Source organism: Labilibaculum sp. K2S (assembly GCF_030372765.1).
Taxonomy (GTDB): Bacteria; Bacteroidota; Bacteroidia; order Bacteroidales; family Marinifilaceae; genus Labilibaculum.
Map to the genome: position 1 here is coordinate 104,522 of NZ_JAUCMW010000006.1, position 25,889 is coordinate 130,410.

The window sequence follows — 25,889 nt, forward strand, 5'->3', positions numbered from 1 at the left end:
CTGGCGCAAGCCAGACTATCAAAAAAAAGTTTGGTGATCTGCTGGCGCAAGCCAGACTATAAAAAAAAAAGTTTGGTGATCTGTTGGCGCAAGCCAGACTATCAAAAAAATGTTTGGTGAGCATCCGGCGCAAGCCAGACTATCAAAAAAATGTTTGGTGATCTGTTGGCGCAAGCCAGATTTTGTTCTCTTTGTTTTTTATGCCGGTACAAGCTTGCAACAGAACTATCACACATGAAACTGAATGGTCTTTTTTTTAGTGTAAACTTTTAGTTCCCTGTTGACTCTTACCATTTTTATATTTTCTAATTTTACATTTTCCTGAAAATATATCTATGTTGAAATTGAATACCTTTATCCTTCTTGCAGGTTTTATCAGTTTGGTTTCCTGTCAGCAAAATAATATTGAAATGTATGCCCTTCGATTAAAACCGGGGATGGATCTGAAACAGGAAATGGCACAATTTGTTGCAACCAATCAGCTGCAATCGGCATCGGTTTCTACTTGTGTGGGGAGTTTGAGAGAACTGATTATTCGGCCGGCAAATCAGAAAGAGCTTTTGCATTTGAAGGGTCATTACGAAATTGTTTCTTTGACCGGAACATTTGCAGACCATGGTAAAAACAATCATATTCATATTTCGGTATCGGATAGCACAGGCAATACGATTGGTGGTCATCTGGTGGATGGCAATATTATTTACACAACTGCAGAAATTGTTCTTCTCAATAATAAAGACCTGAATTTTACCCGTGTTATTGATCCTGAAACAACATTTTACGAATTAGAAGTTGTGGGGAACTAATACCAAATCGACATCAAAGCTGATCTTATAAAATAGTGCTTATAGAATCAAGTCATACCCTGACAAGAACAGCTTGTATACAGTCAGAGCATGACAAGCAACTATTTTAAGCAGAATTTTGAAATTAAATTGGAATCAATTGTAAAACCATACGAGCTTTTTCATTTTCTGTTTATCACCAATGCTCCTCTGGTTGTTCAGAAATTTAACCTGGTTAAACGTCTGTAAATATACATTACAAATCTAATAGCGAAGTCGAAACATCTCATTTTAAATGAGTAGATTCTTCGTCCCGATTCATCGGGATCAGAATGACAGATGTTCTTTCTTTTTGGACAGCTTCTTGCTTTTATCATCCGTAAAGGAAGATTATTTTTTGGTACAGGGAATCGGCTGTTAACCGCTCCCAAACACGAAACAGCTACTCACTGTAGGTATGGTATTTTCCCGACAAATTTTTCAGCATACCGATCTTATTGGTATCTTCAGGTCAGATAACAAAAAAAGTTTTTAAAAATATTGATATATGAAACGTCCATGACAAAGTGATTTTGACACACAGGGGGATGATTATTTCAGCATGGTAAGTTCCATATGGCAAAAGTTTAAAATTATAATCATATGAAACGTCCATGATAAAGTGATTTTGACACACAGGGGGATAATTATTCCAGCATGGTAAGTTCCATATGGCAAAAGTTTAAAATTATAATCATATGAAAGGAATTCAAGATTACTACCCGGATCATCTTGCGCATTGTTACGGTTGTGGCAGGTTAAATGAACACGGACATCAGATTAAAACTTTTTGGGAGGGGGAAGGAACGCTTACCCGCTTTGTGCCCAAAGAATATCATACAGCCATTCCCGGCTTTGTGTACGGCGGACTACTGGCCTCGCTGATTGATTGCCACGGAACCGGCTCGGCCGCATTGGCCCTGGCCAAAGCGCAGGGCATTGAGCTTTCCGAGACCAATGCTCCAAGATGTGTTACGGCCTCGCTGCAGGTAAAATATTTAAAACCTACACCCATTGGCGGCGAAATAGTAATTAAAGGGAAAATTAAGGAAGTTGGGGCGCGAAAAGTAATTGTTGAAGCGGAACTGTTTGCAAACGGAGTGCTTTGCGTTGTTGGCGAGGTAATTTCGGTTCTGGTTCCCGATAATTTTGGCTTGTAAAAAATGAGGATGAACAAAAAGTTCAATTTTATTTTGAAATTAAATTGGTATCAATAAAAAGGCCATCAGGATTTTTTTTCCTGATGGCCTTGTATTTTTCGCTTATTACTTCTACTCTGTTAATATTCCGCCGGTAATCCGCACCAATGCTGTTCTCGATTGAATGAGATTAAAAATGGCATTTACCCGTGCCAGAGCAACATTCTGATAGGTGATCTGAACATCCCTGTAATTGAACGAATTGATACTCCCCGATTCAAATTTTTCCTTTGAAATAGTGAGATTAAGCTCTGCAGCGGCCAAATTCTCCTCGGCAAGCTGATACAATTCTTTCCGCACTTCGTACAACTCAAATTGCTGAGCCAGTAAATTAGTCAAAGTAAGTTTTACATCTTCCGTTTCTATCTTTCCAATTTCTTCCTGAATTTTGGCTATCTGCATGGCTCTTCGGTTCGAATTCCCATTAAAAATCATGAAATTCAAGCTTACATTGGCATAAAAGTTATGCGAATCGGCAGTTGAAGCAGGAAGGCCATCCAATTTGGTTCTTACTGAATTTCCCTGCACACCGGCACCCAATGAAACACGGGGATAAAAATTGCTTCGTGCCATATCCACATCCCGTTTCAGCAGCATTTCCTGTATGTACCTGTTTTTAAGAGTATTGTTTCCCGAAAACATTTTATCCAGCAATGCTGCCATCTGAAAGTCATCGCTTACGGGTAAAAACTCATCAGCGAAAACATAGGTTTTGCTCTCTTTAACCCCCAGTAAAAAATTTAAATCGCGAACAGCATTGTTGAAATTCACTTCCTGAATCAGGAAGGAGGAACGATCCTGCAGCCAAGCATTCTGAGCCTGCAAAACATCGTAGGTAACCGAACTTCCCAGCTCTTTACCAACTTTTACTTTCTCGTATCGATCGGAAGATAACTGCATGATTCTTTGGTTCACCTCCATACGCTCTTTCTCCAGCAGTACCTTGTAGTAGGCAAGAATAATCAGTTCAATTTTGTTTTCGACGGCAATTATGGTGTTTCCTTTTGATAACTGAGCCAAATCATCGAATTTATCTTTTCGAATCTGAACCGCAAAACCATCAAACAGAGTCCAGCTTACATCCAATGAAGGAATTAAACTGTTTCTCATGAAATCCTTTTCTTCGTTATAATCTTTTGTATTTCGATACCCAAGATTAAATTCAAGGCTGGGATAAGCTCCGGCATTTCCCCAGGTATTATTCAATTCAGATACCTTTTCCGATTTTCGATAGATCTTTAACTGATAATTGTTCTCCAATCCCACCTCGATGGCTTTGGACAGACTTAGTTCTTCCTGTGCCTGCACAATAAACTGACCGCACAAAATGAAGACTATGAATAATGATACTTTTCTGATCATTTGTTTTGTTCTTTATTTGATCCCCAATCCCCGAATCAAAATCCGGGGTAATTTATACAGGGCGATTCATATTTTTTAATCCAAACTTACCTTTGATTCTTTCACCTTAGGCTCAACATCTCTGGGCGAAATTTTTTCCCCTTCCCATATGCCTTTTGTTATTCTTCTGATATCATTCAGGATTAAAATTAATACCGGAAAGAACAGCAGAAGAAACAAGGTGCCGATTAATACCCCGTATGCCAAAGCAATAGCCATTGGTATTAGGAATTGAGCCTGAAATGAATTTTCCAGAATCAATGGATACAAACCAACCGAGGTGGTTATTGTTGTTAAAATAATCGCTCTAAATCTGGCTTTACCAGCTGCTTTTACAGCGGGTTCAGGCTCCATTCCTTCTTCAATCAGCGAGTTGTACTTGGACAGGAAGACCACAGCATCGTTTATAATTACCCCCGAAAGAGCAACCATTCCCCAAACACTTAACATGGAAACAGGATATCCTTCAATTCCGTGTCCCCAGGCAGATCCAAGCCAGCCCAAAGGAATCATCAGCAATATGATTAGTCCTTGTGTAAAACTTCGGAAATGAACCATTACAATAAAAACGATCAGCATAAAAGCAATGCTAAAATAGATTTTCAACTCATGAATATCTTCGGCAGAACGTTTTTGCTGTCCCTGATACTCCGGCCGAACACTTGGGAATTTTGCTTCCAAATCGGGAATAATAGTGGTTTCGATGTAATCCAAAATAGGTGGCACCGGTTCACTCGGATCAATTAATTCTGCGTCAACACGAATCTCACGTGCACCATTGTAGCGCTGTATGCTAACAGGTCCTCGTAAAATTTCATAATCGATTAATTCCGACAATGGAAATTCACCTTTTGGCGTACGGATTCTCATGTCTTCCATTTGTCCGATAAAAACCCGGTCGCTTTTCGGATACCGAACCCAAACCTTAATTTCATCTCTTCCTTCCTGCAGGCGCTGCGCTTGTCCTCCGAAAAAGCCCTGGCGAATCTGAGCTGTTATGGAACTTAAGTTCATTCCCAGATAATAGGCTTTTGGCTTTAGTTTCAGCCTTACCTCGCGGCTTCCCAATGGGTTGTTGTCGTTGATATTGTAAAGAGAAGACATTTTACGCAACTCTCCTTGAAAATAATCGTTGGCCTGATTGAGCTGTTCCAGATCGTTACCCAGCAAACTAATAGAAACGGGAGCTCCCCAGCGGTTGCTGGCTCCAATGGTAAATTTCTCAAGATCGGAAACATCTCCCAATTTTGCCTTAACTCTGTCTGAGATATCAAAACTTGAAACCGGAGCTCCTTCCATATCCCGAAGAGTAACAGATAAATTCCCTGCATGCGGACCAGACTCCTGTCCTCCAAAAGCATTTCCCGATGAGAGGCTTGTGTATTTGATAAAACTTGCTGTATCCTGAAATTCTTCCATTAATTCATCATTCACCTCCCAAACTGCCTTTTCGAACTGTTTTAATTTGGCTATGGTGATTTCCTTATTGCTTCCCGGCTTGTAAGCTATGTTCATCGCAAAGGTGTCGAAAGCCACATTGGGGAAAAATGTACTTTGAATAAATCCACCGCTGAATAAACCTATGGTAATAAAGAACAGAGCTGCAGGAATAAAAATAACAAACCATCTCCAACGAACTACATGATCCAGAGTACCTGCATAAGCGTGGTCTCTGACGAATAGAATCCCTTTCTCCACTTTTCCTCTGATCCGGTTGAAAAAGTTATCCTTCCTATTTCTATTCAATACCTTTTCGTTTCCCACATGACCAGGCAATACAAAAAGACTTTCGAAAAGTGACAGACTTAAACAAGCCACCACTACAAAGGCCATTTCGTACATAAATTCCATATTTCCGGTAACCAGCAAAAGTGGTGAAAAAGCCACCATGGTTGTAGTTACCGAAGTAAGCACAGCTGGAACAACCTCCATTGTACCATCTATTGCTGCTCTTCGGGGACTTTTACCACTTTCAAAATGAGAATAAATATTTTCCCCGATCACAATGCCGTCATCCACCAGAATACCAATTATTAATATCATCCCAAAAAGAGAAATCATATTAATGGTAATTCCCATTAAGTTGGCAACAATAAACATCCCTAAAAAGGATGCTGGAATTCCCCACGCAACCCATATAGATAATCGGAAACTCAGAAAAAGTGCTAATGAAATAATCACCAGCAACAAACCATACCCGCCATTTTTAAACAGCAGATTCAGTCGTGACTGCAGCAGACTAATGAAATCGAAACTGATTTCCAGTCGGGCATCATCATATTTTTCATTAAACTCTTTGGCGTATTTGTTACAGTATACCGATATGTCGTCCAAATCTTCATTATTCAGCTTGTTCACCTGAATTGAGATCGCTGGATTTTTATTAACAAAGGTTGAATTCGGAACGTCCTGAAACTGAAAATGAGTATTCGCCACATCACGAATCCGGATGTAGCTTCCGTCAGGATTTGCTTTTAAAATAATTTCGCCGATTTTATCCGGATCAACAGATCGGTTGCGCGACCGAATTAGAATTTCTTCCACCTCATTCTTGATTGTCCCTCCCGAAATATCGATATTATTATTGGCGATTGCTGCAGAGATCTCACTGAATGTCAAATTATATCTTCGCAAATCATCTTCCTTCACCTCTACTGATAATTCCAGATTTGGAAAACCCGACAGAGATATTTGCGACATGACTTTCGAACGCATTAAATCGTCGTAAATCAGATCGGCATATTTTTTCAGGCTGATTAAATCGATATCGCCGGTAACCACCATGCGCACGGCAGGTGATGTCGCTCTTCGCTTGGCAATAACGGCTTTTTCGGCTCCCGATGGAAAAGTAGGAATTCCATCCACCGAATTTTTTACATCAGCCAGTATTTCATCCAAATCGTAATCGCCGGTTGTGGTGATAGTTAATCGGGAAAAACCCTCCGATGATACGGAATTCATTTCTTTGATTCCAACAATTCCCCGAACAGCATCCTCGATCCGCGAGGTTATGCCCTCTTCAACCTCCTTTGGTGAAGCGCCCGGAAACACCATCGAAACAGTAATCGTTTTGGATTCTGTCTCCGGAAAAAATGATTTCTTCATAAAAGCCAAAGAAACAAATCCTGCAATAACAAGCACCGCAATAATCATTTTCCCGTAAAACGGATACCTTACAAATTGTGATATTATATTTCTCATTATCCGCTATTTCTTTATTTGTACCTGCATGTTTTCTGTAGCCTTAACAGGAGGTTCCACAACCAATATCTCCCCCTCTTTCAATCCATTAAAAACCAACGTGTTCTCATTTCGTTTGAGCACATTAATTTCCTTTTCTTTTAGGATATCTCCTTCCACAACAAACACTTTGTTAGAGCTAAAAACTGCATTTCGGGGTATTTCCATCGCATTGGCAATTTTTTTCCCATTAAAGCGGGCCGTTAAAAACTGTCCCTGATACAATTCCTGCCCATTGGTTTTCGCCAATTTTACAAAAACCGAAATGGACTGAGTTCCCTCATCAACAAAATCAGATTTCCTCACCAGTTTGCCGGTAAAAACTACTTCTCCGTCCGAATCCAAAACATCTACCTTTTCATTTAAACTCAACCAATAAATTTCTTTCGAATCAATAGGAACCTGAAGCTCCAGATTATTCGATTCAATGATACCGGCCAACTTGGTTCCCATTCCGGCAACCGATCCAATCTGCGTATTTACCTCGGCATATGAACCATCAAAGGGTGCATATATTTTTCGTTTATCCAATTTAACTTCAGCACTCTTAATGGCATAATAATCGCCTAAAATATTTCGGCTTGCCATAAATACCTTTTCCTGATCGGATTTTACCTTTGGCAATTCAGGAATACTTTCCTCCAAATTAATTGCATTGAAAAAATTCATCCACGCCTCAAAATTATCTGCATAATCAACTTTAATATCAGGCAAATTCTCAGCCAGTTTATTCAGGAAGCGGCTTTTAAGAGCGCGTAAATCCATTTTTGCATCTTGCTCGTAAATACGAATCAGCAATTGACCTTTTTTAAACTTCTGTCCCACTTTTAAGGGAACACCTGCCTCAATAATTCTGCCCGCAACTTCCGAACTCAAATTCACTTCCAGATTAGAAGCCAATCGTCCTTTCTCAACTATGGGAGAAGATATTTCATTGTACTTTACAGCCTCAACTTTAACAAGTGGCAGCTTTTTTTTATCTAAATTCTTTTTAGGAGATTCTTTTAAACTGCTTAAGCCTTTCATAGCGGCAAAAGAAATTGCCAATGTTGCAATTACCAGTAAAACGATGGTTATTTTCCGATTCATTTATAAAATTTATTTGGAGTTTCTTAACAAGGATATTGACTATCGATAATTTTTATTTATAACGCATAAAGATAAGCATTTATGAGATAATTTTATCCAACTTTAAAATTTTCGCCTGGATTTCGACAAACCTCCCGATTTAAACTTTAAGTGAAACAAATAGCGGGTTTTATTCGTTTCTATTTAAACATTCGCTTTTCAAAAGCCGGTGAATTCAAAATAAATTCCGATTTTTGACCTCCAATTATATTTGAACGCAAAATGGAAAAAGAAAAATACACGAAACTTAGATATCAGCTCATGGAGTCATTAACATGGCCTTCATTGTACATGTTTAAATTTATCATTCCCAATTCGGATGAAAAAGTAAAGGCTGTTAAGGAACTTTTCCCTGCAGATACTGAATTTGCGTTTAAAACTTCCAAAGACTTAAAATTCATAGGAATTACTGTGAAAAAAGAAATGGAATCAGCAGATGCCGTAATCGACATTTACATGAAAGCACAGCACATCGAAGGGATAATGATACTTTAACAAAAGCCACTGTTTACGTCCTCGTAAAAAACTGATTATGCTAAAGAGTTGATTAAACACTCCATTCCTCTGATTGCCTTTACGTTAAAAAATTTGCGAAAATATCCCTTTCTAAAATGAAAAATGGATATTTTGTTTTACTTTCGAGCTTCTGAATAAAACTAACAATTTTTTAAATGATAGATGTAATTGATTTTGGATTGACTCGTGATGGAGAAAAAGTACAACTATACACCCTCCGAAATAAAAATGGCCTGACAGCAAAAATCACCAATTATGGTGGTATTCTTACCTCATTTACTCTTCCTTTGCCCAACGAGGAAAGAGAAATTGTTCTGGGTTTTGATTCGCTTGAAGAGTATACAAATGAGGAATACCTTAAAAACTATCCGTATTTTGGTGCTTTAATTGGTCGGTTTGGAAATCGAATTAACAAAGGTTTAGTTACGCTTGATGAAAAAGAAATCCAACTTCCCTGCAACAATGGAATACATCATTTACATGGTGGGAATATTGGCTTTGACAGAAAAGTATGGAAAGCCGAAATCGACAACAATACTGATTTAAAACTAACTTACCTAAGTCCTGACGGAGAAGAAAATTTTCCTGGAAATTTAAATACTGAGGTAATTTATAAGTTGACTGATGATAACGAATTGCAGATTCATTACAAAGCTGTAACGGATAAGACAACACCGGTTAATCTAACTCAACATGCCTATTTTAACTTATCAGACAATTTTGAGAGTATCTTAGACCATCAACTTCAGATTGATACTGAGTTCATTTTAGAAACAGACGATCTGTTGATTCCAAGTGGCAAAATATACAACATCAAGAATACTCTTTTCGACTTTAGAACTAAAAAACAGATAGACCGGGACATAGAAGATATTGAGAACTACGACGACTGTTTTGCTTTTGGTAAATCGACCGAAACACCAAGAAAAGTAGCTGAACTTTCTGATAAAAATGGTGAAGTGACAATGGAAGTTGCAACCACATTCCCAGGTTTACAGGTTTACACAGGAAAATACATTAGTGCCGGACAGAAGAAAAAATTCGGTCCTTTCTCGGGTGTTGCTTTGGAAGCACAGGGATATCCTGATGCTCCCAATCATGAGAACTTTAAACAGGGTTGGTTACAACCTGGCGAAGTGTACCAGCATCAGACAAACTACAAACTTATTTTCTAAAAATAGATAAGAGGCTGTTTCGAAAGATTCAGCCTTTTTTATTGATTGTGTCTCGCCCTGAAATAGTGTTACACTAAAAACAAACTATCTGACATTACAATTTTATTATCTGAAAGAAAAAAACAATCTTGCAGGCTCAGATTTCAAAACTTGTTTTAATAAGATTGTATAACTATGCTAACTGATATCATCATTGTTTTATCCATAATGATTTTAGGAATCGGAATTGGTCTCTTCATTGGTAACAGACCAAAGATCATTAAAATTATAGGCATTTTAACTTCCTTTTCAATCTTCCTTTTACTTTTTCTTTTGGGGATAGGTGTTGGAACCAATAAACAAATACTAAACAATCTTCATTCTATCGGAATACAAGCTTTGATCCTTACAATCGGAGCTGTTTTAGGTTCTTTAATTTGTGCCTATTTTACCTATATTCTATTTTTCAAAAAGAAATAAACCTCTATTTTAACGATTACTATGAAACGTACATGACAGGTAATTGTGACACACAGGGGCATGATTATAGATTCATGGTAAATTCTCCCGAAACAAGTTCGGGACAAGCTATATGGCAACTTAAAAACAAATTATAATCGTATGAAAGGCAGTTTAATAATTCTTGGCTTCTTTATTCTGGGCTTAATCCTTGGACTAACACGCTTTTTGCCTTCCTCTCTTTTAGAAGGAGATTTCAGTATATATGCTCTTTATTTATTGATGTTTTTAGTGGGTATGGGCATTGGCACCGATCGTGACTCGTGGAAAGTAATTCGTGAGGTGAACATCAAGATTATTTTGGTTCCTCTATCAGTCATTGTGGGATCTCTTCTTGGTGTTTCTGCTGTTTCCGTTTTGCTTTCGAATATTAGTATTGGTGAAGCAATGGCTGTGGGAGCCGGATTTGGCTACTATAGTTTATCAAGCGTTATTATTACAGAATTCCATAGCGATACGCTGGGTGTTATTGCTCTTCTTTCAAACATCATCAGGGAAATACTGACTCTTTTAGCAACTCCTTTATTTGTAAAATACTTTGGAAAATTAGCTGGGATTGCTTCTGGTGGCGCAACTGCAATGGATACCACCCTGCCGATTATTGTACGCTATTCGGGAAAAGAGTACGCTATCATTGCCGTTTTTAGCGGAATAGTACTTACCATATTAGTCCCTGTAATTATTCCAATCATACTTAAATTCATATAATTTTTTTTCGGCTTTAAAAAAGAACTTACTGCAGTTTAAACTCATTTTAAAAATAATACACCAATAAACTAATTTGTTTTTTATAAATTTACTCCGAATCAACAAGCTTATCATGTTTTGTTTTAACGAATTTATACTTCTTTACAATTGTTCGTACAAAGGTTTGTTCGAATGTTGGATTTGTTAAATCTCCCCAATATCACTTTTCACAACTTATTTTGTTCTGTGCATTATAACTGATGATGTCCTTTTGTGAGATTCTTGTATCCCACAGACATATTTTAATAGTTTCCCCATTGAACAAATAAATTACATCCATTTTAAATTTATCAATTTGTGCAGGTAATTAAGCAAACCCGCAATAATATATTAATTAACCAAATACCCATAATGATGTTCTCAAAAGAAACCTATATCAACAGAAGAAACAAACTTAAATCTGACGTAAAATCAGGAATTCTGCTTTTTCTTGGCAACGATGAAAGTGGAATGAACTATGCTGACAATACTTATCATTACCGTCAGGACAGTACCTTTCTATATTTCTTTGGTTCCGATTATGCCGGACTAAATGCAATTATAGATATCGATGAAAACCGCGAAATTATTTTCGGCAATGAATTAACCATTGATGATATTGTTTGGATGGGTACCCAACCTACCATAAAAGAAAAAAGCGAAGCCGTCGGAATTAAAGAGACAGCTCCAATGTCTGCATTAAAAACATACCTCGATAAAGCTTTAACAAAAGGACAAAGAGTTCATCACCTGCCCTCTTACCGTCCTGAACATCAAATTAAATTACAGTCCTTATTGAATGTTCATCCCAATATTTCAGTAAAAAATGCATCTTCTGAATTCATTCAGGCGGTTGTAAATCAAAGAAATTACAAATCAGCCGAAGAGATCATTCAAATTGAAGAGGCTGTAAACATTACGGCAGAAATGCATCTTGCTGCCATGCGTATGGCTCGCCCGGGAATGAAAGAATATGAAATTGCTGCCAAAGTTCAGGAAATAGCAATCAGCATGGGTGGACAACCATCTTTCCCAACAATTGCAACCATTAATGGGCAAACGCTTCACAACCATTATCATGGCAATACATTAAAAAGCGGCGATATGGTTTTACTGGATTGCGGTGCTGAAAACAGAATGCATTACTCGGGTGATATGTCGAGTACATTTCCTGTAGATAAAACTTTTACAACACGCCAAAAAGAGATTTATGAAATTGCTTTGAATGCTCACAATGCTGCCATTGCCGGCTTACGCCCAGGGGTTAAATTTAAAGATGTTCATCTTACGGTTTGCAGAACCATTGCTGAAGGCATGAAACAAATGGGTTTTATGAAAGGAAATATAGAAGATGCTGTTCAGCAAGGAGCACACGCCTTATTCTTTCAATGCGGTACGGGTCATATGATGGGAATGGATGTTCATGATATGGAAAATTTAGGCGAGGTTTGTGTTGGTTACAACGGTGAGGCAAAAAGTACTCTGTTTGGACTAAAATCATTGCGTTTGGGAAGAGAATTAGAACCAGGATTTGTATTAACCATTGAACCGGGAATCTATTTTATTCCTGAATTAATTGACATGTGGAAAGCCGAAAAACGTTTCGAGCAATTCATTAATTACGATAAAGTAGAACAATACAAAGATTTTGGTGGCCTAAGAAACGAAGAAGATTTCTTAATTACTCCTGATGGTGCCCGTTTGTTAGGAAAACCAATTCCTAAAAGCATTGCTGATGTAGAAAGAGAAAGAATTTAAACTTATTGTGAAACGCCAATTCATTGAAATAAAGCCCGTCAAGATATTGACAAAATAGTCCCGGCGATTATTTTTCGATAAATCTGATGGGCAAAATGCTCTCAATTAACGGAATTGAAAAAACAGACGTAAATAACCATTTATATTTTTGAAAATAACAATTCGATGAAACGAAAACATATTATAAATTTACTGCTTACATTCCTTTTGGCAACATGCATTTCTTGTGCACAAACAAAACCAAAAGATCTGCTAAGCCAGTTGGGAGAAATTCCCGGTGCAAGTGTAAAAAAGATTGAAGGAGACACGACCTTTGCGGAGTACTATGAACTTTATTTCACACAGGATCTTGATCATCAAAATCCCAAAGCGGGAACATTTCAACAACGGGTATTATTGGGTCATCAGTCTTTCGATCAGCCTATGGTTGTGGAACTGGAAGGTTATCAAATTTGGTCTGAAAAGGCTGGGGAGTTAAGCAAATTACTGCATGCAAATCAATTGACCATTGAGCACCGTTACTTTAAAAATTCAATGCCCGATAGTTTGAATTGGCAATACCTAAACATCAAACAAGCTGCTGCCGATCAGCATGTAATCATTCAGGCTTTACGCAAAATATATCCTAAAAAATGGCTGTCGACTGGAATCAGTAAAGGAGGGCAAACAACCATTTTTCACAGATATTTTTATCCTGATGATGTTGATGTTAGTGTTCCTTATGTTGCACCACTAAATCTGGCTCGCGAAGACAAAAGAATCCACGAACGCCTTGCCAGTGTTGGCAGTAAAGAAACCAGAGATCAGATTTATCAATTTCAGTTGGCTTGCTTTACTAACAGAGAAAAATTACTTCCTCTTGCTGATGCCTATGCAAAAGAGAAGAACTATTCTTTCTCAATGGGCCTGGAAAGGGCACTTGATTTAAGTATTCTGGAATATCCATTTGCCTATTGGCAATGGGGTGGAGTTGACAGCATTCCCGATAAAAATGCCAATTCTAAAGAGCTTTTCGAGCATTTGTTTAAAGTATCAAGTATCGATTTTTTCGATGTAAGCAACATCAAACCACTTCTTGCATTTTATCATCAGGCATTAACCGAAATTGGAATGTATAGCTACGAAATTGCTCCTTTCAAACAATACCTGAACGATGAAAAGGATATCACTTTCGATTTTACTTTCCCTAATGAACCTATCCGAAAATTTGATGCCTCATCGATGATTAAAATCAACAAATGGCTGCAGACTGATGCGGAAAAAATATTGTTCATATATGGTGAGAACGATACATGGTCGGCAACGGCAGTTGATCTAAAAGGAAATAACAAATGCAAAAAGTTTGTGAACCCCGGAGGATCCCATAAAAGCAGAATCAATAGTTTTCCTTCTGAAATGAAGAAAGAAATTTTGAACACTTTGGAAGAATGGATGGATGTACAATTAACCGTTAACAATGAACAGTAATCATTTGAGGGAATAAATAAACGAAAAAATAAAACACACCCCAATATCCTCTCTTATAAGGGGGAGTTTAGAAAGCTAAGCGTAAAAAAACGGATGCCCATTTATGAGCATCCGTTTTACTATACTAATGAATTGGAATTAAATCTCTTTCTGTTTTGGAGACATTACCACTTCAATTTTTGCAGGTGCTGCAAAATATTTCCTGGCAAATTTCTCTACTTTTTCTTTAGTTATTGAGTTGATCATGCTTTCGAAATCTTCAGTACTCATCATGTCCTCATCGTACACATAGTAACGATTGATCGCATTTAACCAATAACCATTTTTACGAAGATTCTCCTGACGTACCTTAATGAAGTTTTCCTTCGCTTCGTGTAAGTCATCTTCCTTAACACCTTCGTTGAAAAGAGCCTGAATCTCACTATAAACAATTCCTTTTAATTTTTCAGCCTTAGCAGGATCTGTATCAAAACGAATAACTAATTTATACTCTTCGCGAGGAAATTTATCAACCGAAGCACCAACTCTCACACCATAAGATCCGCCTTCTTTTTCACGAATTACCTCAAGATATCTCTTATCTAAAAGTTTGGCAACCACATCCATCAATATTGAATTTTCTTTTGAATATTCAATATCACCATGAAAATCAATTTCAATGGTTGTTTTAGGAGTTTCCATCTCTCTGTCAAAATGGGTATAAGTATCCTTTTCAGGATAATCCACACCGTTGTCTTTCCAGTTATCCTCACGGTCGATATCCTTAATGCTTCCCAAGTATTCTTCTATCATTGGTTTTGCTTCCTCTGCATCTATATTTCCTACAAAAACAAATGTAAAGTCGCTGGCATCAACAAACCGCTCCTGATAAATGCGTTTCATCGTCTCAAAATCCAATTTGTCAATCATATCTGTGTTAAACAGAATTGTTCTTGGATCGTGATTGGTAGAAGTCATTGATACGGAATCACTAAACGCTTTATTTATATCAGCTCCCATATTGGCCACATAAGCCATATATCTTCCTTTTAAAGCAGTAAAAGCCTCCTGATCGAAACGTGGTTGCTCAAAATACATATGCACCAACTGCAATAAGGTCTCAAAATCCTTAACGGATGAATTCCCATTAAGTCCTTCTGATAATTCACCTACATATGGTGATACCTTAACCTCTTTACCTGTCAATAATTTTTGAAGGCTAACCTTATCAAATTTGCCCAATCCAAAATTTGAGACAAAGCCACCAAGCATTTCAGCCGAAGGCAAATCTTTAACACTGTATAATGAATTTCCTCCCTTACTAAAAGCTTGTAAACTAATTTCATTCTCTTTGAAATCTGTTTTTTTCACAACAACTGTTGCGCCATTAGCCAATGTCCACTCAGTAGCTTCAAATCCCTTTAAATTAGATTCTTTCACAACTTTTCCTGCTTTAGGCTGCTCTGAAATTAAAGGTTCGTTTACTACCTTATCTTCGTAAGGTTTTAGTTCCATTTGCTTCACTTTCGCCACTATTGCAAGTAATTGCTCCTTAGTTGGCAATTGTAATCCTTCTTTTTCAGGAGCCGATAAGGTGATCACCTCATTCTCATCCGTAATCCATCCTTTTGAGATCGCACTTACTTCCTCTGCACTAATACCAGGCAATAATTGTTTCATTGCTTCGAACTCAAACTCAATTCCAGGAACAGGCTCATTGGTTAAATAATTTTGCTGATAACCACGAACCAAACGATCATTGTTCTGCTTGTTCCTTTCCTTATAAGCTCTTTCTATTTTGCTCAACATAGCCGTTTTAGCTCGTTCCAATTCAGATGCCACTATACCATATCTTTTGGCTCTTTCTGTTTCTTTCAAAAGCACCTCAATTCCGCCCAAAATATTATCCTCTTTAAGGGTAACTCCATTTTGAAAAACATCCATTTTTCGGGCTTTGTTATAGTATGCTGCATAACCAGCTATAAATGGTGCATTTCCTTTTTGGAGCAGTTCGTTATAACGATCTCCCAATACACTTGAATAAAGGTCTTCGATTAAAAGCTTGCGATAATAGTTTAGATTTTTTTCGGCAAAAGGAGTTGCTTTGTGTTTGTAAACAATTTCAAAACTAATTCTGCTGGCTTCAGGATCTGTAATTACTCCAACAATTGGCTCCTTATTTTCAGGAACATCAAAATACACTCTTTCTTCCGGATTTTCAACAGCAGGAATATGTGCAAACATGTCCTTTATTTTTTGCTCAATTTTCTCGGCATCAATATCTCCAACTACAATAATTGCCTGCAAATCGGTGCGATACCAATCGTGATAAAAGTCCCTGATTACCTGATGATCAAAATTATCAATCACATTCAGATCCCCAATAACATCACGTTTTGCATATTTAGAGCCTTGATAAACGAGTTTGTTTTTTTCTAAATAAACACGCATTCCTCCTGATCGGCGGGTTCTCCATTCTTCATGAATCACTCCACGTTCGCTGTCAATTTCCTCTCCATCGAGACTTAGGTAATTCGACCAGTCGTGCAATACTAAAAGGGTAGAATCCAGAAGATTTTCATTCGTAGTAGGAACATTACTTAGATTGTAAACCGTTTCATCAACATTGGTATAAGCATTGATATTACGACCGAATGCTACGCCATATTTTTCTAAATAATTAAGGACACCTTTTCCTGGAAAATGTTCAGTTCCATTAAAAGCCATATGCTCCAGAAAATGAGCCAATCCGTTTTGACTATCATTTTCCAATACTGCCCCCACATTCTGAACAATGTAAAAGCTTGCCCGATCTTTAGGCTCTTCATTGTGACGAACATAGTAGGTTAATCCATTGTCTAATTTTCCTGTCCTTACATTCGGATCCATAGGAAGTTTAGCATTCATATCGTTTTGAGCTGACAGCATTCCCATGCCGGTCAGTGCCAAAACAGTACAAAGACTCATTTTGCTAAATAAATTCTTAATCATTTGTGATTTGTTTTAGTGATTTGAAGTACAATTTGCACAACATAAGTGTAAGTTTTATAAATTAAAGAAACAATTAGTTATTTAACAATTCTATTAATGATTTTTAACACTATATATTTACTATTCTTTCACCTTTAAAATGACATCATTTACCTGCCAATCAACATATCCATGATTAAGCTCAAACTTGATAGATTTAGAATGAATGAACGAAATATAGTATCCACATAGGGTCAAATCCTATAAATAAAGACAAAGAAATAAGCACAAAAAAAGGAGCACCAACCGGCACTCCTTTTCCTATTTAAAACAGTAATCTGCCTATTTCTCTTCTTTTGCTTTGCTATCCGAAACATCGTCGAATTCAACGGTTTCGCCTTCTTCTACTTTTTTACCCAAGTAGTTTGGCAATTCCATTCCAGCCATTTTGAAAAGTTCTTCCATTGGAGGAATAGATCCCATCATGCCCTGCATAAAGTTAGCGGTGGATGTTTTGCCATCTTTTCCGTTGCCATTTTCCCAAACAGTAACCTTATCAATCTTGATGTTCTTAATGGCATCAACCTGGGTTTTAACCAATTCCGGTAATTTATCAGCAATCATTAACATTACTGCATCTTTGGCATCGCTGCCAGCAGCGTGAACAAGTTTGTCGAAACCTTGAGCCTGCTTACTCAGAATTTCATAAATACCTTTCGCTTCTGCTTCCATTTTCATGAAGATCGCATCAGCCTCCCCTTTCGCATGACGACGGGTTTGTTCTGCAATCGCCTCAGCAGCAATCTCAATTTTTTGCTTGTCAATCTCGGCAGGTACCACAACATTAGCTGTCTGTGTTGCTTTATCGCGGGTTGCACGGGCATTTTCAGCCAATTGTTCAGCAGCATAGGCTTCCTCTAAAGCACGTGCCTGAGTTACTTTCTCTGCGGCCGAAGCCAAACGTTCCGCTTCTGCTTCTCTCTCTCTTCTGCGTGCATCCGAATTGGCAATGGTAATTTTTGCCGTATTCTCTCCTTCAACTGCCGATGCATCAGCAGCTGCAACCTGTACACGTTGTGCCTGATGTGCATTTGCTTCACCAATAGAACCATCACGGTTTTTCTCAGCAACACTCTTTTTCGCGTCATTAATCGCCTTTGCAGCAGCTTCCTTACCTAATGCTTCAATATATCCCGATTCATCGTTGATATCGGTTACGTTCACATTGATCAGTTTCAAACCAATCTTTTTCAATTCAGCTTCAACATTAGAAGAAACAGCCGCAAGAAATTTATCACGATTGCTATTGATTTCCTCAATATCCATGGTTGCAACAACCAAACGCAACTGACCAAAAATAATATCCTTAGCCAAATTACTAATGTCAGCCTGAGACAAACCAAGTAAACGCTCAGCAGCATTAGTCATTACTCCTCCTTCTGTAGAAACTCCTACAGTAAAACGAGAAGGTACATCCACACGAATATTCTGCTTACTCAAAGCACTTGTCAAATTGATTTCAATCGAAAGTGGTGTTAAATCCAGAAATGCATAATCCTGAATAATTGGCCAAATAAAGGCAGCACCACCATGAATACACTTGGCCGAACGCGATTCTGTATCGGTTCCTTTACCAACCTTACCATACACAACCAATACACGATCGGACGGACATCTCTTATATCTCTTAAAAAACGAGACAATTAAAGAAAAAACGGCAATTACAACGACCGCAATTAAAAGAACAACATATTCTCCCATAATAATTTGTTATTAATAGTTTATTTAAAAAGATTTTACAATTAGAATTTGATCATTTAAAACATCTACAACCTGAATCACCGCACCGGTAGGAATATCTGAATCACTATCGGTAACCGCATCCAAAGTTTGAAGTCCCTGTACTTCAATTTGTACTTTTCCCATTCCTTTTCTATTGGCAGGTACAGACAAATAAACATTACCTATTTTCCCTTTGGCATAATTAAGATCTAAGGTTCCTTCTTCGACTAATTTGCCCATGAAATACAAAATAGAGGCCATGATTAACATCATAACCAAGCCAGCAAGAGTAGCGATTAATGTTGAGATACCTGCCCCTAAACCCATATCCAAACAAATTATACCTGTCCAACCGAATACAGCAAAAAAGGCAATCAGGTTCTTTAAGCTTATAAACTGAAAATCAATTCCGGAATCTCCTTCTACAGCAGCATCTGCATCTCCATCAGCACTCAAATCATCAATATCACCACCAACGAAAGTAAGTACTATCTGAATTAGAAACAGAAGAGAAAATGGGATTGAAATGCTCCAAAAAATCTTTTCCACCATTTCCATTGAACTCCACCAATCTGAAATTTGTAGTATCATAATTATTGTTTTTTATTTCGGATGAAAATAATAATAAATATCGATCTATTATCCATTATGCTTACTAGTTATTATCTTTTTTGTCGTATTCTTATTTTCACACGTTTTTAAGTGTTTTTTAGGGGGTGAAAAAATCATTTTCACTTCTCCCAAAGAAAAGGTTTGTTTGTAACTACAAACACCCCTCTGTTCTTCGAACATCTCCCTTTTTAAATGGGAGAATTCACCACTTTAACTTTAGCATGTGTTTTCACATTGAAAGGATACCGCAGCACAGTGAAGATCGTGAAAGCAATTTGAAATAATATTGAGAACAAAGTGCCGACGGGCGAAAGGGTGTTGATTCCTGAAATTATCTTCCAAATTTTTATACAGACAAAAAGGAGCACCAAACGATGCTCCTTTTATAGTTTAAGATTTTGTTGATCTATTATTTCACATCTTCTTCAATCCAATTAGAACGATTTGGATTTGCTGGAGCTGTCACCTCTTTTGCTGGTTTGTTCTCTAATTCCTGCATCAGCATTTCAATTGCTTTTTGCAGTGAAGGATCAATCCCTTTGGCTACTAAATGTGGTTCATCGTAAACTTCTACATCGGGATACATACCAACTCCTTCGATGATCCATTTCTGATTTTCGTCGAAAATGCCAAAGCGGGGAACAGCAATGTAGCCGCCATCGACTAATCCGGCATTGCCCGACATACCCACTAATCCACCCCAGGTACGGGTTCCTATCAATTTCCCAAGACCTTTTTTCTTGAAATAATATGGGAACGCATCTCCCCCTGAAGATGAGTAAGAATTAATCAGCATTGCCTTGGGTCCATCGTGGGCAACTGCAGGTGTTTGATTCGCCTCAAGACCTCTGCGGTGCCAATAGGACAATACATTACGATCCAAAAGATCAACCATCTGATCAGGAATAAATCCACCCCCATTGTAACGATCATCAATAATTAAGGCTTGTTTATCGTGATAAGCATACATACCGCGGTTCAATTCCCTGTTGCCTTCCACTGCGGTATTAGGAACATGGATATATCCAATCTTACCTCCGGATAATTTGTCTGTCATCTCGCGGCGCTCGTTCACCCAATTCAGATACATCAATTCCAATTCACTTTCAATTGGCTTGATGGTATAGGTTTTTGCTCCCTCAAAAACAGGCAGGCTGTTCACAGTGATTTCCACCATTTTACCCACCTGATTTTCCAAATAAAGGTAAGGGTTCACGTCTGTACTTAAAGCATGACCATTGATGCTTAACAGGTAATCACCCTCCTTCACATCAACACCTTGCTCGGTTAATGGCGATCGTCGGTTAGGAGTCCAGTTTTCGCCCTGATAAATTTTAGAGATGATATACTTACCGGTTTTTGCATCAGCTTTTAATTTTGCTCCTAACAAACCTGTTTCCACAGCTTTCACCTTTTCGAAATCGCCATAGTTCACATAGCAGTGTCCGGTGTTGGTTTCCGCTATGATCTCCCCCAAGATGTAATCCAAATCGGCACGATGACTCACATACGGTATCAACAAATTGTAGTTGGCTTTAATTTGCGCCCAATCTACACCATTCATGTTATCCACATAGTAGAAGTCTCGGAAAATACGCCATCCGTCGGTGTAAATCTGATTCCACTCCTTTTTTGGATCAATCTTCATGTCCAAATCATCCAATTGAAGTTTGCCCGCATCGGCCGACTGACCAGCAGACAAATCGGTAATACCGTATGCATCACCTGCCCAATACAAGAATTTATCGCCATTTCCGGCTAAAGTATAACCAGAAACTTTATCTAAAATCACTTCATCCTTCTCTTTTTCGATGGTATAATGATGCAAAGCTCCCTCACTGGTGTAAAGAATTCCTCCATCAACTGCTTCCAGATTTTCGTAATTACCGGATGATAAAGGAAAAGCTGTTATGCGATTGGAAATCCCTTCAAAATCAATTTCGACTTTTACCTTTGCGTCAGGTTTAGCATCTTCCTTTTTCGCTTTTTTCTTTTCGTCAACAACAGGTTTATCCTCTTTCACCTCTTCAATATCGTTCTTGAATGCAAACAATTTAGGTCCGTCTGCCTTTAACGACATGGCAAAAATCCGGGTTGCGTTGTTGTACAAATAATCGAACTCGAAGCTTGAAAAATCAAGATTAAAATCACGGTTTGATAAAAAGAAGATGAAGTTTCCATCTTTAGAGAATACCGGAGATGAATCACCAAAAGTATCATCCGTTAAATGATAATTCTTTCCGGTCGTGATATTGTAAACCCAAACCGCTCCCTGATCATTATTGCTGTCTTTCACATAGGCAATCCATTGCGAATCCGGCGAAAATGAGAAATCAGTAATTTCATTTCGGCTGGCAACATCAACTATTTTGACTTCTCCACTTTCAACATTTAAACATTTCAACTTTAAAGTACGATCGAAAAACAGCATGTATTTGCTGTCCGGCGACCACTTGGCGTCGTACATCCAGGCCGAAGAACCAAAAGTTACTTGTTTCGCTTTTGCTCCCTTTTTGTTCTCCAAAAGATAAATTTCGTATTCACCTGCAGCATCGGAATAGTAGGAAATGTATTTCCCGTTTGGTGACCAGCTTGGAGCAGTTTCCCGAATGCCCTGAGTTTGTGTTAAGTTGATACTTGAACCATTCTTAGCCGGAACCGAAAAGATATCGCCGCGAGCATCAAACAAAGCACGTTTTCCTGAAGGAGAAACGGCAACACTTTGTATAAAATCTTTTACATTCTTGTAATAAGGCAAGGTATTCGGATTATCGAAGTTGATGTTCACAACAACACGTTCCTCTTTCCCTGTTTCCAGATTTAGTTTGAACAATTGACCACCATTCTCATAAGCAATCTGTCCGTTTTCACCTGATGGCCACATCACATCAAATGTTTTGTGATGAGTCATTTGAGTAATCTCTTTGCTGTCCACATCATATTTATAGATGTTCAGCTTTAAATCTCGATCTGATGCAAAATAAATGGCATTTTTATACCAGGAAGGAATCTGATCTGAACCCACAAATTTTGTAATTCTCTCCGATTGATCCTTTTCCAGATCATAAATCCATAAGTCGGCAGCTCTACCTCCTTTGTAACGCTTCCAGGTACGAAACTCACGACTGATTGGTGCATAGCATATTTTTTTTGCATCCGGTGAAAACACTCCAAATCCCCCTTCAGGAATTTGTAAAGCCTGCTCTAGTCCACCATCAATACTTACCTGATAATAAGTACCGTTTCGCTCTCCAAAAGGAGTACGGTTCATTCGCACCAAAATGGATTTACTATCTGGATTCCAGTCGAGTATTGCATCATCAAATCCACCACGAGGGGGCATCATTCCAACCGAATTGTAATAAGTTAACTGCTTAGGTGTTCCTCCTGTTGAAGGCATTACATAAACCTGACGGCTCCCCGAATACTCAGCCGAGAATGCGATCCATTGCCCATCAGGAGATATTTTAGGAAACAATTCCAGTCCTTTATGGGAGGTTAATCTTTTGGCATCACCGCCATTCGAATCTACTGTCCAGATATCCCCGGCATACACAAAGGCAATTAAATTTTTATTGATATCAGGATATCTCATTAAACGAACATCCTTTTCGGCCTGAGCACTTTTCATTATCCCAAATAGGATAAGACAAAATGCCACAATTTTAAGATTGAATTTTAACATTTCAATTTATAAGTTAGTGTGTGAATATTATTTGGTGTAAAACAAATCCTTCCTTAATTACAGAAAGTATTGGCTTTAAGTAGCATATCAATTTATTTTCATAAAAAACTTTCCGTGAAGCTACAAAAAAAGTGACATTCCTAAAAAAAGGAATGCCACTTTAACACAATAATAATTTGATCCTATGTAAATAATAACAGCTAACCTACTGCTCCTAAATATTTCTTATCCTTAAACCGGATGGGTTCTTACTTTTTATTGGCAAAAAGTAAGCAAAAGCCCACCGCGCAGAAAAAACACTAAAAATTATTCCATTCCGCTAAAACCCAGAACTCGTCCTTTTAGCCTTTCATTCTTCAAGTCTAACGTTCCTCAAACAAGCTGAGTTTCTTAACGCAACATTTCCATAATTTTCTTAACGTTCTTTTTTCTGATGCGAAATCCGAATCATCGTAAAGACTTGATTATCCGAATTGATTTTAGCAATTGAGCTTTCTAAAATCTTCATTAAATGAAAAATATTTATAACGCTATTGATACAAAACTACAATTCGATCAAACTAATGGCTGCGCCACCACCTTCAGCCAAATGATATTCTAATTTCGACGTATTATCTACCTCTTTATTTAGGATCTGAAACTCGGTTGGATTTTGATCCCACTGAGCATCCTTACCATCCAAATAAAGAGTTGCCTTGTATTTCTTTCCTGCAGTAAGGAAGTTCAAATCGATATTCATATCACGCGCATTTTCATCCGTAATGGATCCTACAAACCAATTTTCAGAATTACGATCTTTACGGGCGATGGTCACAAAATCACCCACTTCACCATTCAACACCTTGCTGGTTTCCCAGGTTACGGCTACATCTCGAATGAATTGAAATGCTGGGTTTCCTTTGTAATTCTCAATTAAATCGGGAACCATTTGAATAGGACTGTTAATTACCACATACAATGCCAATTGCTGCGCCAAAGTAGTATTCACCTGATTGTTTGGTTTGTTTGGTGTTAACTTGATATTGAAAATACCCGGCGTATAATCGATAGGACCTGCCAGCATTCGTGTAAAAGCAACAATTGAAAGGTGCTCCGGAGGATTTCCGCCATCGCTTGCCCATGCATTAAATTCCTGTCCGCGCAATCCTTCACGGGAAATAATATTTGGATAAGTTCGGCGCAAACCTGTTGCTTTAATTGGCTCATGGGCGTTAACTGCCACCTTATATTTGGCACCGGTTTCAACAGCTCTCCGGTAATTGTTTACCATCCACTGTCCGTGATGATATTCTCCTTTTGGAATAATTTTGCCAACATAGCCTGTTTTCACCGAATGAATTCCCAATGAGTTCATCAATTGATAAGCCGTATCCATTTGTTGATTGTAAGTTCTTGGGGCAGCAGAGGTTTCGTGATGCATGATCAACTCTACTCCTTTTTCTTTTCCGTAACGAACCACTTCCTTTAAATCGTAATCTTTATAAGGAGTAACAAAATCGAAAACACCTTCGCGATCCTCAAAACCAATCCAATGCTCCCAACCTGTGTTCCATCCTTCTACCAAAATGCCTCCGATCTTATTTTCCGAAGCAAAATCGATTAACTCCTTCGCATATTTGGTTGTTGCACCGTGCTTGCCGCTGGCCAGATCCCATGATTTGGTTCCCAGATGCATATCCCACCAAATACCTACATATTTCATCGGTTTAAAATAATCAACCGACCCAATTTTATTGGGCTCATTCAAGTTTACGATCAAGTCGGATTCAATTAACCCACCTGCATTTTCAGAAATCTGAATGGTTCTCCAAGGTGTGTTAAAAGGAACAGCTCTTTTTACCTTGTAACCTGTTCTATCCGATCCAACCAATTCACTTTCCAGCATCAATTTCTCTTTGTTTACTTTCAAAGTCATTCCTGCATAATCGGTCAGGTTTGCCTCGTGAAAACTCAAATAAACACCTTCGGCTGTTTTCATGGTAACCGGAGTATTCACTGCATTCTCGGGAATATGAGTTTGAGCCAAATTGTCGTTGGAACGCAATGCGATTGCATCGATACCCGTAAGTGAAGTTGTATGATACAGATGTTCGTAAATGTCCCAGTCACCGGGAATCCACCATACTTTGTGATCGCCGGTGAGATTAAACTGTGTATTTTCATCGGTAATCATAGCCTCTTTCATAGCCTCTTGTTCCGGAAACTCATAACGAAATCCCAGACCATCATTGTATACTTTAAACACCAAATTCATTTTTCGGTTTGGAGCCTGTTCTTCTTCTAAATTCAATACTAATTGATTGAAATTGTCCACAACCACTTTTTTCTCTCCCCACTGCATTTCCCAAGTTGAGTTATTGGACGAAAGTTGTGAGCTGACAATTTTCCATCCTTTTTCGATAGATGGCATATTCTGAAAATCGAAGCCCAAAGTTGACGGCTCAATTACTTTTTTGCCATTGAACAAAACCTCGTAAGTGGCTTGTCCTTCGACCATACTGAATTGAACGCCAATTTTTCCATCGGGCGATTCAACATTCCGGACTGGTTTGCCATTGGCACAGGACGCCAATATCATTGCAAGACCAGCAATAAAAAACAGTGTTGATTTAAAATTCATAGTTAATTGAATCAAAAGATTAGTATTAATTAAGTTCAAACTATAGTTAATTCCTATAAGTTCTGAATAATTATCAAAGTAACCAGAGAATAAGTTCAATAACTAAATACTAATTGAAAATATAGATGGATTCCGGCTCTCTACACATACAATTCTTTCATTTTATGGTAATTGCACAAATAAGGTTCCTTGAAAAATATTGATGATATAAAGATGAAACAATGAGCTAAACTGACTTAATCACCACTTTTTGCGCTCAAAATCTTCACTGGAGATAACATCCTCATCCCCCAACCCCTTCTCCTAAAG

At 38.0% G+C, this 25,889-nt stretch carries 16 protein-coding genes; 8 read left to right on the top strand and 8 right to left on the bottom strand.

Translation table 11 applies throughout. The features are described 5' to 3' along the window. Nucleotides 1-335: 335 nt before the first annotated feature. Together QUH73_RS09700 and QUH73_RS09705 are read left to right on the top strand one after the other, a co-directional pair. Nucleotides 336-806, top strand: a complete 471-nt coding sequence (locus tag QUH73_RS09700; protein WP_289530237.1) for a PPC domain-containing DNA-binding protein — start codon at nucleotides 336-338, stop codon at nucleotides 804-806. Between the two features lie 716 nt (nucleotides 807-1,522). Next, a complete protein-coding gene (locus QUH73_RS09705) occupies nucleotides 1,523-1,984 on the top strand; it encodes a PaaI family thioesterase (protein WP_289530238.1) in 462 nt (153 codons plus the stop codon). Nucleotides 1,985-2,095: 111 nt separating this feature from the next. Here QUH73_RS09705 and QUH73_RS09710 read toward each other — a convergent pair whose 3' ends face one another. The 3 genes from QUH73_RS09710 to QUH73_RS09720 form a co-directional block, all read right to left on the bottom strand. Continuing rightward, the gene (locus QUH73_RS09710; RefSeq protein ID WP_289530239.1) at nucleotides 2,096-3,385 is read right to left on the bottom strand and encodes a TolC family protein; all 1,290 of its coding nucleotides are present in this window, start codon (nucleotides 3,383-3,385) and stop codon (nucleotides 2,096-2,098) included. Nucleotides 3,386-3,460: 75 nt separating this feature from the next. Next, nucleotides 3,461-6,625: an efflux RND transporter permease subunit gene (locus tag QUH73_RS09715; protein WP_289530240.1), complete on the bottom strand. Its 3,165-nt coding sequence runs from the start codon at nucleotides 6,623-6,625 to the stop codon at nucleotides 3,461-3,463. 6 nt (nucleotides 6,626-6,631) lie between these two features. Then, nucleotides 6,632-7,753 (bottom strand): efflux RND transporter periplasmic adaptor subunit, encoded by a 1,122-nt coding sequence (locus tag QUH73_RS09720; protein WP_289530241.1) that lies wholly within the window; start codon nucleotides 7,751-7,753, stop codon nucleotides 6,632-6,634. Nucleotides 7,754-8,014: 261 nt separating this feature from the next. On the opposite strand from QUH73_RS09720, the gene QUH73_RS09725 reads away from it, so the two are divergent. The 6 genes from QUH73_RS09725 (at nucleotide 8,015) to QUH73_RS09750 (ending at nucleotide 13,932) form a co-directional block, all read left to right on the top strand. Continuing rightward, nucleotides 8,015-8,287, top strand: coding sequence for a DUF493 family protein (locus tag QUH73_RS09725; RefSeq protein ID WP_289530242.1), 273 nt, complete (start codon nucleotides 8,015-8,017; stop codon nucleotides 8,285-8,287). 176 nt (nucleotides 8,288-8,463) lie between these two features. Next, nucleotides 8,464-9,483, top strand: a complete 1,020-nt coding sequence (locus tag QUH73_RS09730) for an aldose epimerase family protein (protein WP_289530243.1) — start codon at nucleotides 8,464-8,466, stop codon at nucleotides 9,481-9,483. A 174-nt stretch (nucleotides 9,484-9,657) separates the two neighbouring features. Beyond that, complete coding sequence (locus tag QUH73_RS09735; protein WP_289530244.1) at nucleotides 9,658-9,942, top strand: LysO family transporter; 285 nt, start codon at nucleotides 9,658-9,660, stop codon at nucleotides 9,940-9,942. Between the two features lie 141 nt (nucleotides 9,943-10,083). After that, nucleotides 10,084-10,689 (top strand): lysine exporter LysO family protein, encoded by a 606-nt coding sequence (locus QUH73_RS09740; RefSeq protein ID WP_289530245.1) that lies wholly within the window; start codon nucleotides 10,084-10,086, stop codon nucleotides 10,687-10,689. Between the two features lie 393 nt (nucleotides 10,690-11,082). Then, entirely contained in the window at nucleotides 11,083-12,465 is a 1,383-nt protein-coding gene (locus tag QUH73_RS09745) for an aminopeptidase P family protein (RefSeq protein WP_289530246.1), read from the top strand. 165 nt (nucleotides 12,466-12,630) lie between these two features. Then, entirely contained in the window at nucleotides 12,631-13,932 is a 1,302-nt protein-coding gene (locus QUH73_RS09750) for a S28 family serine protease (RefSeq protein WP_289530247.1), read from the top strand. Nucleotides 13,933-14,070: 138 nt separating this feature from the next. Here the strand turns inward: QUH73_RS09750 and QUH73_RS09755 are convergent, their stop codons facing one another. The 5 genes from QUH73_RS09755 to QUH73_RS09775 form a co-directional block, all read right to left on the bottom strand. Beyond that, on the bottom strand, nucleotides 14,071-16,902 hold the full coding sequence (locus QUH73_RS09755) for a M16 family metallopeptidase (protein ID WP_289530248.1): 2,832 nt from the start codon (nucleotides 16,900-16,902) through the stop codon (nucleotides 14,071-14,073). A 321-nt stretch (nucleotides 16,903-17,223) separates the two neighbouring features. After that, nucleotides 17,224-18,642, bottom strand: a complete 1,419-nt coding sequence (locus QUH73_RS09760; RefSeq protein WP_289530249.1) for a flotillin family protein — start codon at nucleotides 18,640-18,642, stop codon at nucleotides 17,224-17,226. A gap of 24 nt (nucleotides 18,643-18,666) precedes the next feature. Then, nucleotides 18,667-19,254 carry a hypothetical protein gene (locus QUH73_RS09765; RefSeq protein ID WP_289530250.1) on the bottom strand — a complete coding sequence of 196 codons (588 nt, stop codon included), beginning with the start codon at nucleotides 19,252-19,254 and terminating at the stop codon, nucleotides 18,667-18,669. Between the two features lie 430 nt (nucleotides 19,255-19,684). After that, the gene (locus tag QUH73_RS09770) at nucleotides 19,685-22,960 is read right to left on the bottom strand and encodes a S41 family peptidase (protein WP_289530251.1); all 3,276 of its coding nucleotides are present in this window, start codon (nucleotides 22,958-22,960) and stop codon (nucleotides 19,685-19,687) included. A 544-nt stretch (nucleotides 22,961-23,504) separates the two neighbouring features. Further along, complete coding sequence (locus tag QUH73_RS09775; protein ID WP_289530252.1) at nucleotides 23,505-25,580, bottom strand: glycoside hydrolase family 97 protein; 2,076 nt, start codon at nucleotides 25,578-25,580, stop codon at nucleotides 23,505-23,507. Nucleotides 25,581-25,889: the final 309 nt, after the last annotated feature.

Coding starts and splice junctions, on each gene's coding strand:
- QUH73_RS09700 (WP_289530237.1), top strand. CDS start 336: ATGTTGAAATTGAATACCTTTATCCTTCTTGCAGGTTTTATCAGTTTG.
- QUH73_RS09705 (WP_289530238.1), top strand. CDS start 1,523: ATGAAAGGAATTCAAGATTACTACCCGGATCATCTTGCGCATTGTTAC.
- QUH73_RS09710 (WP_289530239.1), bottom strand. CDS start 3,385: ATGATCAGAAAAGTATCATTATTCATAGTCTTCATTTTGTGCGGTCAG.
- QUH73_RS09715 (WP_289530240.1), bottom strand. CDS start 6,625: ATGAGAAATATAATATCACAATTTGTAAGGTATCCGTTTTACGGGAAA.
- QUH73_RS09720 (WP_289530241.1), bottom strand. CDS start 7,753: ATGAATCGGAAAATAACCATCGTTTTACTGGTAATTGCAACATTGGCA.
- QUH73_RS09725 (WP_289530242.1), top strand. CDS start 8,015: ATGGAAAAAGAAAAATACACGAAACTTAGATATCAGCTCATGGAGTCA.
- QUH73_RS09730 (WP_289530243.1), top strand. CDS start 8,464: ATGATAGATGTAATTGATTTTGGATTGACTCGTGATGGAGAAAAAGTA.
- QUH73_RS09735 (WP_289530244.1), top strand. CDS start 9,658: ATGCTAACTGATATCATCATTGTTTTATCCATAATGATTTTAGGAATC.
- QUH73_RS09740 (WP_289530245.1), top strand. CDS start 10,084: ATGAAAGGCAGTTTAATAATTCTTGGCTTCTTTATTCTGGGCTTAATC.
- QUH73_RS09745 (WP_289530246.1), top strand. CDS start 11,083: ATGTTCTCAAAAGAAACCTATATCAACAGAAGAAACAAACTTAAATCT.
- QUH73_RS09750 (WP_289530247.1), top strand. CDS start 12,631: ATGAAACGAAAACATATTATAAATTTACTGCTTACATTCCTTTTGGCA.
- QUH73_RS09755 (WP_289530248.1), bottom strand. CDS start 16,902: ATGATTAAGAATTTATTTAGCAAAATGAGTCTTTGTACTGTTTTGGCA.
- QUH73_RS09760 (WP_289530249.1), bottom strand. CDS start 18,642: ATGGGAGAATATGTTGTTCTTTTAATTGCGGTCGTTGTAATTGCCGTT.
- QUH73_RS09765 (WP_289530250.1), bottom strand. CDS start 19,254: ATGATACTACAAATTTCAGATTGGTGGAGTTCAATGGAAATGGTGGAA.
- QUH73_RS09770 (WP_289530251.1), bottom strand. CDS start 22,960: ATGTTAAAATTCAATCTTAAAATTGTGGCATTTTGTCTTATCCTATTT.
- QUH73_RS09775 (WP_289530252.1), bottom strand. CDS start 25,580: ATGAATTTTAAATCAACACTGTTTTTTATTGCTGGTCTTGCAATGATA.